This is a genomic window from Paraburkholderia sp. Ac-20336, from assembly GCF_017105025.1.
In the GTDB taxonomy this organism is placed as follows: domain Bacteria; phylum Pseudomonadota; class Gammaproteobacteria; order Burkholderiales; family Burkholderiaceae; genus Paraburkholderia.
Window position 1 is genome coordinate 1 of sequence record NZ_JAAGPS010000060.1, and the last position, 13,281, is coordinate 13,281.

A 13,281-nucleotide genomic window follows, 5' to 3' on the forward strand; every position below is an offset into this window, starting at 1 on the left:
AGAGGCGAATCGATTGACGGTGTGCGTAACGAGCGAAGCTCCTACTTTTCACCTCGAGGCGTAATCATTGGGGGTGACCCCGACACTGTCGATTTTGTCTATCGTCAACTACTACCACCTGATTCCCCATACGACGTGTATGTCACAGTGACATATAAAGGGAAATACGGACACGACGGTCCCGAATTCCGGAGTCTGCAAAATCCTCGCGACCTGCGCAGTATCAAGATCACCCGCTGGTATTTAACGCCGGAGCAACTTGAGCAGCGTTACCTCGACAAACGCCAGAAATACGGCATGATGAACCTGCGCACCGGCATGGTGTGCCCTGAAACAGGCCTATGGGAAAGCTGGATGCAAGCGGGAATAGTTGGCAAGGCCGTGGTACGCGCCGGCGACAGGTTCAAGCCATATCTACGACTCGACATGCCGCCTGCTGAAGTGCGCTGGATGTGGGCTGGCGAGTATCGTCCGGAGCGATTGGCTTGATCCGATCCATAAATCGCAGTGTGTCCAATTTTACTGTGGAGATATGGCCAGCTGCTATTTCATGCAAGCCGGTCGTTACGAGCTTTACACGTATGCGGAAGATAAGTGCAGTGTTCCTTGTGTTTTTTCTCATGAGTATCCCGACTCTCCGGGCACAGACCAGCCCATCGCCGGTAAAGGAGAGTGACATGCCGGACATTCCGAAACCCATGTCCGTACAGGAGCAGGCGCAACTGTTTCCGTTCTTCGAAGCCGGGCTGGCCTGGGCAACAGGTACGCTTTCATTCGACGATATAGTCCGTCGATTCGGAAAACCGAAGAAATACGATGACCCTGGCGTTAACACAGTCGACTACACCTATTTCCTCGGGGATAACGTATCGATCAAATTCATGTTCGACAGGTTATATCCCATAGACGGACAGCCCAGCGTCAAGACGGTTCTGATAGGTGTTGACAGCCTGACGACGACCGACATTCCGAAGGAGGGCTATGAGGCCAGGCTGAACCTGCATCGCGTAGTCAGAGGAGAGTCGATTGATGGTGTGCGTAACGAGCAAGGCTCCTACTTTTCGCCTCGGGGCGTGATCATTGGGGGGGACCCCGATATTGTCGATTTTGTCTATCGTCAACCGCTGCCATCCGACTCCCCATACGACGTGTATGTCACGGTGACGTATAAAGGGAAATACGAGCAAGACGGCCCCGAATTCCGGAGTCTGCAAAATCCGCGCGATCTGCGCAGTATTGCAATTGATCGAGTCTATCTGAGGCCCGAAGAACTGGAACAACGCCGCCTCGCCAAGCGCCAGAAGTACGGCATGATGGATTTGCGCACCGACATGGTATGTCCCGAAACAGGCCTATGGGAGAGCTGGACACAAGCCGGGATAGTTGGCAAGGCGGTGGTACGCGCCGGAGACAGGTTCAAGCCATATCTACGACTCGACATGCCGCCTGCTGAAGTGCGCTGGATGTGGGCTGGCGAGTATCGTCCGGAGCGATTGGCTTGATCCGATCCATAAATCGCAGTGTGTCCAATTTTACTGTGGAGATATGGCCAGTTGCTATTTCATGCAAGCCGGTCGTTACGAGCTTTACACGTATGCGGAAGATAAGTGCAGTGTTCCTTGTGTTTTTTCTCATGAGTACCCCGACTCTCCGGGCACAGACCAGCCCATCGCCGGTAAAGGAGAGTGACATGCAGGACATTCCGAAACCCATGTCCGTACAGGAGCAGGCGCAACTGTTTCCCTTCTTCGAAGCCGGGCTGGCCTGGGCAACAGGTACGCTTTCATTCGACGACATAGTCCGTCGATTCGGAAAGCCAGTGTCATATAGCTCGCCTGAAGACATCATTGTTGAATATACATACTTCCTTCAGAAGAACGTGACGGTTGATTTCCGGTTCGACAAGCTACTGCTTGTTGACGGAAAGCCGAGTGTCAAAACAGTTATGATTGATATTGACAGCCTGACGACGACCGACATTCCGAAGGAGGGCTATGAGGCCAGGCTGAACCTGCATCGCGTAGTCAGAGGAGAGTCGATTGATGGTGTGCGTAACGAGCAAGGCTCCTACTTTTCGCCTCGGGGCGTGATCATTGGGGGGGACCCCGATATTGTCGATTTTGTCTATCGTCAACTGCTACCACCCGATTCCCCATACGACGTGTATGTCACGGTGACGTATAAAGGGAAATACGGGCACGACGGTCCCGAATTCCGAAGCCTGCAAAATCCGCGCGATCTGCGCAGTATTGCAATTGATCGGGTCTATCTGAGGCCCGAGGAACTGGAACAACGCCGCCTCGCCAAGCGCCAGAAATACGGCATGATGAACCTGCGCACCGGCATGGTGTGCCCTGAAACAGGCCTATGGGAAAGCTGGATGCAAGCGGGAATAGTTGGCAAGGCAGTGGTACGCGCCGGCGACAGGTTCAAGCCATATCTGCGACTCGACATGCCGCCTGCTGACGTGCGCTGGATGTGGGCCGGTGAGTATCGCCCGGAGCGATTGGCTTGATCCGATCCATAAATTGCAGTGTGTCCAATTGCCGTAGGGATATAGTCCGTGCCTATTTTATGCAAGCCAGTCACTAGGGGTTTTACACGCATGCGGAAGACGAGTGCAGCGCTCCTTATGCTTTTGCTCATGAGCACCCCGCCCCTTCGAGCACAGACCGGTCCACTGACAACGGAGCACAGTGAAATGCAGGATATTTCGAAACTCATGTCTGTGCAGGAACAGGAGCGACTTTTCGTCTTCTTCGAGCCGGACTGGCCCTGGCAATGGGTACGCTTTCATTCGACGATGTAGTCCGTAGATTCGGAAAACCGCAGAAATACGATAATCCTGACGTTAATACTGTCGACTATAGCTATTTTTTCGGAAACAACGCATCGATCAAATTCATGTTCGACAGGTTCTACCCCCTAGACGAACAACACAGCGTCAGGAGTTGGAACCGTCACCCAATCCGGCGATTCAGCCCCTACGCATGGCCATCTTGCTAACGTCTTCCAACACACGCTCCATCAACGCAACGCCATCGTCCGAGCGGTACGCGTCCCCACCGCCCACCTTGCTTTGCGGCTCATTCTTGAAGTGGCACGCTTCCGGACGGGTCGCGGTTTCCGAGCGGTAGTGCACATGCAGTGGCACTGTCGTGACAGTCTTGATGCGCGGCTTGTCTTCCCCGGGATCGAGGTAGGCAATACGCTGCGCGTCCCTTAGCGTGATCACGTATTCGTCGAGGAAGTCGCCGTGTGGATGGGGCTCGCCGTTCGGCGCGATCCCCGCCAGTCGCTTTCGGCGGATCGTTTGGCTCACTGATACGAGGCTATTGCGATCATGTTTCTGGAGCCACTGGAACAGTTCGCGCGAAGGCTTCTGCGCGAACAGCTTCAGATTGCGGCGCTTTTGCTGGACGGCGGCCTCGTTGCGCAATGCGGCGATACCTCCCGACAACTTGTTGACATCCTGCGTCAACGCTATGCGAACAGGCAGCGCCATACGCTTTGCATCGAGGGCCGCTTGCCCATTCTCATCCGGATCGGTGAGCGTTTCGATTAGCTTATCGATCGTGGCGATCCGGGCGAGCACATCCTGACGCCCTTTGTCGAGCGCGTCTGCCGCGCGCATGAATTTGCCGTAGATGCCGAAGCCGCTCAGCAGCTTCAGGCCACTCGCATCAGCCTCGGTGCGCGCGAGATTTGCAAGCGAAGCAGCATACTGTCGTACCCTTTTGACGTCGAATGGAGTCGCGCACAGTTGAGTCAGCGACTCCTTCGCCGCAGCAAGCTCCTGCTCGCGGGCAACCTCCCGTGCCGCCTGGTTTCGCTTGCTCTCGGCGATTGCCTGCCGCTGGCGCACAGTCTTCTTGCCCTTGCCCTTGCCCTTGCCTTTGCCGCTATTCGCGGCGATCCGGCTCGACGGCTCGTCGTCCCAGTCGATCTCCGGGATTTTCACCTCAGGAGGCGCGGGCACCGCCAAGCCCTTTAGATACTTCGCCGTGTAATCGCGCACCGCAACTTCGCTGGGGGTAACAAGTGCCGCGGTGACCATGCGCGCATACTTGGGGTCTCTAGCCAGCGACGTCCTCATCGCGTTGGCAGTGGCGATGTTCCACTGCAGATTCCGCCGGACGCGCGATACTGCGACCTGTAGCTGCTCATACGCGGCGTCAACTTCGTTGCTGCTAGCAGATCGAGGGCTATCGCTTTTCATGCTGTTGCGCAGCCACTCCAGGTCGGTTTCGATTTCGCCGCAGTGTAGTGCGACCGCGTCGAGCACGGGTTGGCGCATCGCGTCTTCGCGGCGACAGTATGCTAAAGGATCGCTATCTGGAAATGCCGTGAGGCAATGTGAAACGTTATGGAGCAACTCGACGCTGATGCGAACCATCGTGCTGACTGATACCTCGTCAAACTGTGCGGTCACTGCGGGGTCAGCGGTGCCCGCAATCCTCTCGCCTTGATTCCTGTACCGGAGAGACTTACGAATATTGTCGAACAGAATGACGGCTTTGGTGTCGATGGGCATACCCGCATTGATCAGATGGCGGTGTTCGTCCAGTACTATAGAATCGAAGATGCCGGGCTTACCGCGTAGTCCATCGATCCACCGGAGATTTTCGTCCATGGACTTTGCAAAGGTGGCGTACTGGCTGCCGACATTGGACGATTCCCGCAACAGGGCAGCAAACCTGTCATCGTACCCACCGCCTATGTTCCCTGTACGTCGATCTTCGGCTCGGGTCGTTCTATTGATCACCTCGCCCAATTGACCGAATCTGCCAAGTAGCTCACTGACGCACGTAGAGACTAACGTCTTGCCCACTGTATCAGCCATTCTCCCCAAGTACAGCAGTTCCTTTATATGGCTGTCCCGCGTTTTCTTGAGAGCCCATTTCCAGGTCTCATCCAGGGAATTACCGTCAATCTTCACGTCTCGCAACGATGGCATGTCCCGGTCAATGCCCGCGAGTATCGTATCGAAGCATGCACGGCTCCTGGCTATCTTCCCGGAGATATCCTTAATATTTTTCTCGAAAAATTTCTGCGTTTCAGGCTCATTAGGATTAAGAACGAGGGATACCCCCCCTGCCATTTTCCGGAGATAAGGGTTGAACTTATTTAGCACGTCCCCGAGATCTTTCACAAGATCGGACGCACTCTGGCATTCGCGATTGAGGTCCTCCAGCTCCTCGCTAAAGCGCTTTAACAGACCGACGGATGATCGCTCGTTCGTATTGGACTTGAGGTTCTGCTTCGCCTCCCCCATAGCGATTTTTAGCGCATCTGCCAGCTTTTTAAGCGTTCTGATCAACGGCTCACTGTGGTCGGCAACTTGTGTTATGCCTGTCCGAGTTCTCGGATAAGCGACCAGTGCCCGGGTGTAATCCTCGACGCCTTGATGGACCAGTTTCATCATGAACTGCTGGCGCGATACTTCCGGTGACGCCGCGGCCCCGACTTCCCTAAGATTGGAGCGGCGAATTGGCTGTGCCATGTTGCCTTGAGCGCTCGACACGGGTCGAGACAGCGGAGAAAGCCCTTGAAGCGAAGGTGTGCGGGCAGGCGATGCCGCTTGAGTAGGCGACGGTGTGTCGATTGCCTGTTGCCGAATTGCCTGTTGCTGACTCTGAAAAGGTTCGCTGCGTCCCGTGCGCGAGATATGGCTGCTCACTCAGTACTCCCGTTGTAAGACGTGATACCTTGGAGTCTGAATACATGGCGCCGTCAAGTAGCCGTGGATGCGAATCTGCAGCGCTTATTGCGAACATGGAACGGGTTTTTCATCCAGTACCGCTCATAGCCTGTTGACGCAGACAGGAAAAACTACATGAACGAAGCGAATCCCGAAGCTGTTCGGGGAGAAACCGCGCCGCCCATCGCGAGTCTCTTTGCGTATCGCATAGCAGTCGGAATAGCACAAGGAATACTGCTGTACATCCTTCTGGAAATAGCGGGAGGCCCATCTTCGGTCATCCCCCATGCGGTTTTCTTTCCGTCCCTCCTGGTCCTCCTCTACGTCGCACCCGTACAGTCAGCACATTGGCATTCGCCGCCGGTTTGAATATCACCAACGTAAGAAACAATTTCATTTGTGGCACACGTAAGCTGCTGCTCACGTTGATGTCGTGGCTACTGCCATTGCTCGGCAGACTCGACATCGGGCCGGACTGCACGAGTGTCCGCGATGCGCTGTCTCAGGGGAGTTATCGGCTGGTGGAAGCGCGTCTACTCGACATCGAAATCGGCGGGACGCGGTTGCAAGTGGGGGCGATAGCGGAACGCGTTGTTACGTGTCGACGTTAAAAGGCATGGGTGTACTTGCCGCGGCTCGCACACCCATCACGCTGAGCCTCAACTCTCCCGACACCCCCGCGCACCACCCGTCTTCGCATACACGGAACGCACTTGCGGCGCACGCGTAACCAGCCATATCCCGCTGCAAACGAGAACGAGCGCAAGCAGATTCTTCAACTCCATGATGTTCTCGTTCAAACATATCGCGGACAACGCAGTACCGAACACCGGCACGAGGAAGTTGAACACGGTCACTCTGCCGACCTGGTTGTATTTGAGCAGCAAACTCCACAACGAAAAAGCCACCGAGGAGAGAAGCGCCAGGTAGCCGAGCAGCGCCGCCGATTCCACCGTGAATCCGCTCAGCGTACCGCCTGTCGCATAACCTGCCACGACGAGCACGACGCCGCCAAACCCGAGCTGGTAGCCCGTCATGACCATGACGTCCATGCCCTGCGAAATACGCTTGCCGTAGATCGACGCGGCCGACAGCACGAATGCGGCGATCACGATAAAGCCTTCGCCGAGCAGCGTAAACGCAAACTCGAACGAGCTATCGCTGAAATTGACCACCATGACGCCCACGAATCCCAACAGGCACCCAACCGCCTTGCGCGGCGAGATCTTGTCGTTCTTATAGATAAAGTGAGCGAGCAGCACGCTGAAGAAGGTCGTCGTCGAATTCAGGATCGAGCCGCGCACTCCAGTGGTGTATGCAAGGCCGATATAGAAGAACACATATTGAATGGCCGTTTGCGTAACGCCCAGCAGCATCAACTGTCCCGCGTTGCGGCGGGTCAAATTGAAAAGCGACTTCTTCGATAGTGCAGCGAGAATCAGCAGAAACAGTCCCGCAAGAACGAACCGGTAGCCGGCGAAAACCAGTTTCGACGGAATGTCGCCTTGCGTAATGCCGAGCAGCGAATAGCCGATTTTGATTGCCGGATACGAGCTGCCCCACAGCAGGCAGCATACGGTCGCGAGGATAACGAGTACTTTGGGTTGCGTAAAGAAACGCGCGGAATCGCGCGGTTGGATGGTCTCAATGGGCGTGGTCATATTTCAAATAACACTGTTATTACGCAACGCATGGGCTAGCCACCGGCGTGCCTGTCTTATTGCCTTGTCGTTTTATCGCGTCGCTGCGAAATGCCGTGGCAACCCCTGCTGTAGCAACCCCTGCCGTGACAAACCCCGCTCGCAGCCATAGCGAAACCGCTCGCTGCCGCCACATCGCAGCGGGCAGGCGAATCGATCGTTGCATTCGAGAAGACCGCGGAAGATGCGAAGCAGTGCATGACACCCGGCACTGCGCAATTGGCTTACGGCAGTTTCATGTAAGCGACATGAAATTATAATATGAACGGTCGAACACTGCCGCACTACTCCCCAATCATCCCCGGCACCTTCTCCTTCAACGCATCGATGGCAACCCGCGTTTTCGCCCGCAAATGACGCGCTTTCGGCCAGATCGCATAGACCTCCTGAGAGCGGACCCGATAGTTATCGAGAACCGGCACCAGCGCCCCGCTTTTTGCGTAACGCGTCAACAGCCAGCACGGTAGCCACGCCAGTCCGTAGCCGTCGATTGCCGCCGCCGCAATCGCCTGAATGTCGTCCATGCTGATACGCGAGCGGATACGTACCGGCTGCGCGCTGCCGTCCGCGTCTTTTGCGTTCCATGGAGCAACTGCGCCGGCACGCGAGAGCGCAATGCCGACGTGGTTCTCCAGTTGCTCGATACAGGTTGGCGTTCCGTAGCGCTCGAGATACGCGGGCGACGCGCCGATCACAACGTGCTGCGTACCGAGCCGCCGCGCCGCGAGTGTGCTGCTGTCGCGCAACTCGCCTATTCGCACGGCAAGATCGAAGCCTTCTTCGATGAGATCCGTGAAGCGATCGGTAAACGAAAGATCGATCTGCAACTTCGGATACTGCCGCACGAGATCGAGCAGAATCGGCGCGACGCAAAAATGCCCGAACGCTTCGGGCACGCTCACTCGCAACCTGCCGGCAGGCTCAGCCCGGCCATGATCGAGCGCGGCCTCGGCAACATCGAGTTCCGCGAGTGCTCGCACGCATCCCTCGTAATAGGCCTGCCCTTCAGCCGTGAGAGTCTGACTGCGCGTGCTGCGATGAAGCAGCCGCACACCGAGCCGCGCTTCCAGCCGGCTAATCGCCTTACCGACCGCCGAGCGCGTGAGGTTCATGCGCTCCGCTGCCAGCGCAAAGCTGCCGGCTTCGACCACCTGCACGAACGTCGCCACGCCGTCCAGATTATCTGTCATTGGATGCCCCTTCATTGGTTCCAAACAGGAATCTATCATGGGAATTTAATGGACCAATAAGGGAATCTTATTCCCCTAAACTGGATTGGGTCGTTCACCGCCATGCCATCGCAATGGCGCGCCACCCTTTGGAGTCAAACATGCAGGTATGCGACCTCGAACCGCAAGCAGCCACGAAGCAATGCCTTCCGTCCGATGCTCGACGAAATATCCTCGCGCTATTCGCCGTGTGTCTCGCGGCGATGATGTTCGGCCTCGAAATTTCGAGCGTGCCGGCCATATTGCCGACACTGGAAGGCGTGCTGCACGCCGATTTCAAGCAGATGCAGTGGATCATGAACGCGTACACCATCGCGTGTACGACCGTACTCATGGCAACCGGAACGCTCGCGGATCGCTTCGGCCGCAAGCGCATGTTCATTGTCTCGATCGTGTTGTTCGGCATCGCCTCGCTGTGGTGCGGACTCGCATCGAGTGCGCCCGTGCTGATCGCGAGCCGTTTTCTGCAGGGCGCAAGCGGCGGCGCGATGCTCATCTGTCTCGTCGCTGTGCTGTCGCATCAGTTTCCGCAAGGCGCCGAACGCGCCCGGGCATTCAGCGCGTGGGGCATCATCCTCGGTATCGGTTTGGGCTTCGGGCCGTTGATCGGCAGCGCGATCGTCGCACTATCGAGTTGGCAATGGGTCTTCTGGGTTCACGTGCTCATTTCCATCGTGACGTTGGTACTCGCGGTACCCGGCGTGCGCGAGTCGCGCGACCCGCACGCGAGCAAGCTCGACGTCGCCGGCATGGTGACGTTGTCGGGCGCCGTATTCGGCTTCGTTTCGTTTATTACGCAGGGGGCCGATATCGGCTTCACGAGTCGCTCGGGCATCGCGATTTTCGTCGCGAGTACTGCGAGTCTCGTGGCGTTCTTCGCGGCGGAAATGCGCAGTGCGCATCCGATGTTCGATTTCTCGGTGTTCCGAATCCGCAATTTCTCGGGTGCGCTGCTCGGCTCGGTCGGCATGAACTTCAGCTTCTGGCCGTTCATCATCTATCTGCCGATCTATTTCCAGCATGCACTGGGCGCAAGCCCCATGGTGGCGGGACTGTTTCTATTGGCCTATACATTGCCGACTCTCGTATTCCCGCCGATAGGCGAGCGTCTGGCATTGCGCTATTCGCCGGCTATTGTCATTCCCGCGGGCCTGTTCACGATCGGACTCGGGTTCTTTCTGATGCGTATGGGCAGTGCTTTCGATCACACGAGCGCGCTCGCGATTCTTCCGGGCTGCTTCGTTGCCGGCGCGGGACTCGGCATCGCCAATACGCCGGTCACCAATACGACGACCGGTTCGGCTTCGGGCACGCGCGCCGGCATGGCATCGGGCATCGACATGAGCGCCCGCATGATTACGCTCGCCATCAACATCGCGATGATGGGGCTCCTTCTCGTCAAGGGCGTTGCGCATCGTCTGCAAGATGCACTGCCCGCGGCGCCGCTCGACATCTCGTGGGACGCCATGGCAAACCGCATCGCCATCGGCGACCTGCATCCCGCGGCGGCGGCGCAATGGCCGGCTTTGTCCAGCGACGGATTTGCGGCCATCAGCCGCGGCGCGCTCGTCCATGGCTTCGAGTGGCTCATGCTTTATGGCGGCATCGCGGTCTGCACTCTCGCCGTCGTGAGTTACCTTATCTTTTCGGGCGGAAAAGTCACGCACGTGAAGCGAGAAACGATCGCGGACCCACGCTGACGCATATCGCAAGCATCACATCGAAAGAACTGCGCGTCACGACTGGGACCATCTATCGGCAGACCCGCTCGGGATGCCGGACGACACAAGGGTTTTCGACACGTACAGCGCCGCTTTTGGCACAATCGATTCACCACGGCGAATTGATCCGCACTGGATTCGCCATCGGCACATCGCCAAAGTCGTGTTGCTGGAGTTCAAACCACCATGAAGTCCCTTTGCTTCGCAGCAGTTCTTTTCGTACTCACTGCCGGTTGCACCTCGACGTCGTCGTCCGCGAGCGATCAGGCTGGGTGGTCGAGCCCGGCCCATGCGAATAGCTACATCCTGCACACGCCCGAGGGCGCCAGGCCCGGCGATGGCGCCTCGCGACCGCCGAGACTCACGGTCGGCACCAGCTATTCCGACACCCAATTGATCCTGCCGTGGTTCCTCAACGACATCATCGACTTTGTGAACTATCGCTAGATCGCAGGTGACTGGCGGCTGCACGCCCCAGAGAGGCATTCAACCAAACAGGCGCCGCGAAGACTCTTCCGCGACGCCCTTTATCTACGTTCAGAGTGCCGGCACTGCCGGCGCCGCATCCCGGCCTCGGCCACACGCGTCGACGTGCTGCGCGGACCGGCAATGCCGAAGTGGCTCGCAAGCATATCGACAACGTTATCCGCCATGCCCGTGCGCGTTTCTTCGGTAGCCGAACCGATATGCGGCGTGAGCACGACACGCGGATCGTCGATCAGTGCGCGAGGCACATGCGGTTCGTGCTCGAACACGTCGAGCGCCGCGCCCGCGATCCGCTTGTCCGCGAGCGCCGCGATCAGTGCCGCCTCGTCGACCACCGGCCCGCGCGCGATGTTGACGAGAAAGCCCTGCGGCCCCAGCGCGTCGATCACTCGCGCGTCGACCAGATGATGCGTTTGCGGCGAGAGCGGACAGCTCAGGATAAGCATGTCGCTATCCGCCGCGAGGCGCGCCACGTCGTCGTAATACGGCAGATCGACCGGCTTGCGGTTCGGGCCATAGTACGCAAGCCGTGAACCGAACGCCTGCAGGCGCTTCGCAATCGCCGCGCCGATCGTGCCGAGCCCGACGATGCCGATCCTCATGCGCGAGATCGAGCGGCCGAGAGGCAGCGCGCCCTGCTCGGGCCATTGGCCGGAACGAACGTAGGCATCCGCCTGCACGAGATCGCGCGTGACGGCGAGCGCGAGACCGATCGCGGTATTGGCAACGTCCTCGGCCAGGACGCGCGACGCGTTCTCGATGCGAATGCCGCGCACCTGCGCGCTTTGAACGTCGAGATTGTCGAGCCCGGCGCTATAGCTCGCGATGATCTCCAGCGCGGGCAGTGCAGCGAGAAACGCCGCGTCGATCTTCGTCTTGCGCAGCGCAATGCCGCGAATCGAGGCGCCGTGTCGCGCGAGCAGCGCGGCGGCTTCGTCCGCTTGCTGCGGCAGGTCGAGCACGGTAAAGAGCGAGGCGAGTTCCGCCTGGGTGCGCGCCGGCAACTCGGCGGCATTGAGAATGATGGGTTTCGACATGATGGATCAATCCGTTATACGTTGCGATGCGCGTGCGTTTCGCCGCGCTCAGTTCACCTTCACGCGCTCGATGCGGCCCATGAACACGAGATACACCACGGCGGCGATCAGGCAGTGTGCCGCAACAAAATAAAGTCCGGCGGTATAGCCGCCGGTTGCCTGCACGATATAGCCGAACACGATCGGCGTGACGATACCGCCGATATTGCCGACGCAGTTGAAGATCGCACCCGCGAGACCCACGGCCTCGCGCGGCGCCGTATCGCTGACGATGGCCCACGTGCCCGCGCCCGCCGCCGCGCCCTTGCCGAAGAACGCGAGCGTCATCAGCAGAACGATGGCGGTATTGCTTTCCGTAAACGCCGAGAACACGATGCAGCAGCCGACCGCCATGCCGACGATATACGGCGTCTTGCGCGCCCACGACACGCTCCAGCCCTTGCGGATCAGCCAGTCCGAAATTACGCCGCCCGCAATGCCGCCGAGAAAACCCGACACGGCCGGCAGCATCGTCGCGAGCCCCGCCTGCATGACGTTCATGCCACGCGCCTGCACCAGATAGATCGGAAACCAGGTGATGAAGAAATAGCTCAGCGCAATCACGCAATACTGGCCGATGTACGAGCACCAGAGCATGCGATTGCCGAGCAGCAGACGCAGCGCCTTGCCCGACATCACGGGACGCGAAAGACGCTCGTGGGCCGAGTCGATGTCGATCATCGCGCCGCCCGCGACGAGCCGGTCGAGTTCGGCTTGCGATACGCGCGGGTGCTTGCCCGGTTCGTGCATCACGACGGCCCACACCCCGGCGGACGCGATGCCGATCAACCCGAGCGCGAAGAACGGCGCGGGCCAGCCGAACTTCGCGGTAAGCCAGCCGGCCAGCGGCGAGAAAATCGCTACCGCGAAATACGATGCGGACGCGAACAGCGAGGTAGCCAGCCCGCGCTCTTCTTTCGGAAACCACATGACCGCCACGCGGCTATTGGCCGGAAAACTGGGCGCCTCGATCAGCCCGAGTGCGAAGCGCAGCGCGAACAGCAAGCCGAGTGCGACCGAGAGGTCCGTGGTCACATGGCCAATCAAGCCGACGAGTATCGTCGCGATGGACCAGAGAACGAGCGTGGCGCCATACATGGTCTTGGTGCCGAGGCGATCGAGCAGCAGGCCGCCGGGAATCTGCCCGACCACATAGGCCCAGCTGAACGCCGACAGCACATAGCCGAGCTGCACATGGTCGAGCCCGAACTCTTTGGCGATGCCCGGGCCGGCGATCGAGAGGATCGCGCGATCGGCATAAGCGACCGTCGCGAGCAGCAGAATCACCGCCAGAATCGTGAAGCGGGTGCGCGTGACGCGAACCGCGTCCGTCGCGGCATAGCCACCCGTCCTTTGCGTGAACATCGT

At 58.6% G+C, this 13,281-nt stretch carries 9 protein-coding genes and 1 pseudogene; 5 read left to right on the forward strand and 5 right to left on the reverse strand.

Features of this window, described 5'->3' with window-relative positions; genetic code table 11:
• From GXB81_RS17845 to GXB81_RS17855, 3 genes and pseudogenes are all read left to right on the forward strand, one after another.
• A pseudogene (locus GXB81_RS17845) lies at nt 1-489 on the forward strand (hypothetical protein); the annotation flags it as partial.
• A 188-nt stretch (nt 490-677) separates the two neighbouring features.
• Nucleotides 678-1,502 carry a hypothetical protein gene (locus tag GXB81_RS17850; protein WP_205989906.1) on the forward strand — a complete coding sequence of 275 codons (825 nt, stop codon included), beginning with the start codon at nt 678-680 and terminating at the stop codon, nt 1,500-1,502.
• Between the two features lie 188 nt (nt 1,503-1,690).
• Entirely contained in the window at nt 1,691-2,515 is an 825-nt protein-coding gene (locus GXB81_RS17855; protein WP_205989907.1) for a hypothetical protein, read from the forward strand.
• Between the two features lie 462 nt (nt 2,516-2,977).
• Here GXB81_RS17855 and GXB81_RS17860 read toward each other — a convergent pair whose 3' ends face one another.
• From GXB81_RS17860 to GXB81_RS17870, 3 genes are all read right to left on the reverse strand, one after another.
• Nucleotides 2,978-5,680, reverse strand: a complete 2,703-nt coding sequence (locus GXB81_RS17860; protein ID WP_205989908.1) for a hypothetical protein — start codon at nt 5,678-5,680, stop codon at nt 2,978-2,980.
• A gap of 680 nt (nt 5,681-6,360) precedes the next feature.
• Entirely contained in the window at nt 6,361-7,362 is a 1,002-nt protein-coding gene (locus GXB81_RS17865) for a DMT family transporter (RefSeq protein ID WP_167042795.1), read from the reverse strand.
• Between the two features lie 323 nt (nt 7,363-7,685).
• The gene (locus tag GXB81_RS17870) at nt 7,686-8,591 is read right to left on the reverse strand and encodes a LysR family transcriptional regulator (protein ID WP_205989909.1); all 906 of its coding nucleotides are present in this window, start codon (nt 8,589-8,591) and stop codon (nt 7,686-7,688) included.
• A gap of 140 nt (nt 8,592-8,731) precedes the next feature.
• On the opposite strand from GXB81_RS17870, the gene GXB81_RS17875 reads away from it, so the two are divergent.
• Nucleotides 8,732-10,330: an MFS transporter gene (locus GXB81_RS17875; protein ID WP_205989910.1), complete on the forward strand. Its 1,599-nt coding sequence runs from the start codon at nt 8,732-8,734 to the stop codon at nt 10,328-10,330.
• Between the two features lie 207 nt (nt 10,331-10,537).
• Nucleotides 10,538-10,798, forward strand: a complete 261-nt coding sequence (locus GXB81_RS17880) for a hypothetical protein (protein ID WP_167042801.1) — start codon at nt 10,538-10,540, stop codon at nt 10,796-10,798.
• A gap of 80 nt (nt 10,799-10,878) precedes the next feature.
• Here GXB81_RS17880 and GXB81_RS17885 read toward each other — a convergent pair whose 3' ends face one another.
• Together GXB81_RS17885 and GXB81_RS17890 are read right to left on the reverse strand one after the other, a co-directional pair.
• A complete protein-coding gene (locus GXB81_RS17885; protein WP_205989911.1) occupies nt 10,879-11,874 on the reverse strand; it encodes a 2-hydroxyacid dehydrogenase in 996 nt (331 codons plus the stop codon).
• A gap of 48 nt (nt 11,875-11,922) precedes the next feature.
• Nucleotides 11,923-13,278, reverse strand: coding sequence for an MFS transporter (locus GXB81_RS17890; RefSeq protein WP_167282390.1), 1,356 nt, complete (start codon nt 13,276-13,278; stop codon nt 11,923-11,925).
• Between the last annotated feature and the right edge of the window lie 3 nt (nt 13,279-13,281).

What these genes read in the sequence shown, in the direction of transcription:
- GXB81_RS17885 (WP_205989911.1), bottom strand. Translation starts at nt 11,874, where the DNA reads ATGTCGAAACCCATCATTCTCAATGCCGCCGAGTTGCCGGCGCGCACC.
- GXB81_RS17890 (WP_167282390.1), bottom strand. Translation starts at nt 13,278, where the DNA reads ATGTTCACGCAAAGGACGGGTGGCTATGCCGCGACGGACGCGGTTCGC.
- GXB81_RS17880 (WP_167042801.1), top strand. Translation starts at nt 10,538, where the DNA reads ATGAAGTCCCTTTGCTTCGCAGCAGTTCTTTTCGTACTCACTGCCGGT.
- GXB81_RS17870 (WP_205989909.1), bottom strand. Translation starts at nt 8,591, where the DNA reads ATGACAGATAATCTGGACGGCGTGGCGACGTTCGTGCAGGTGGTCGAA.
- GXB81_RS17865 (WP_167042795.1), bottom strand. Translation starts at nt 7,362, where the DNA reads ATGACCACGCCCATTGAGACCATCCAACCGCGCGATTCCGCGCGTTTC.
- GXB81_RS17855 (WP_205989907.1), top strand. Translation starts at nt 1,691, where the DNA reads ATGCAGGACATTCCGAAACCCATGTCCGTACAGGAGCAGGCGCAACTG.
- GXB81_RS17875 (WP_205989910.1), top strand. Translation starts at nt 8,732, where the DNA reads ATGCAGGTATGCGACCTCGAACCGCAAGCAGCCACGAAGCAATGCCTT.
- GXB81_RS17850 (WP_205989906.1), top strand. Translation starts at nt 678, where the DNA reads ATGCCGGACATTCCGAAACCCATGTCCGTACAGGAGCAGGCGCAACTG.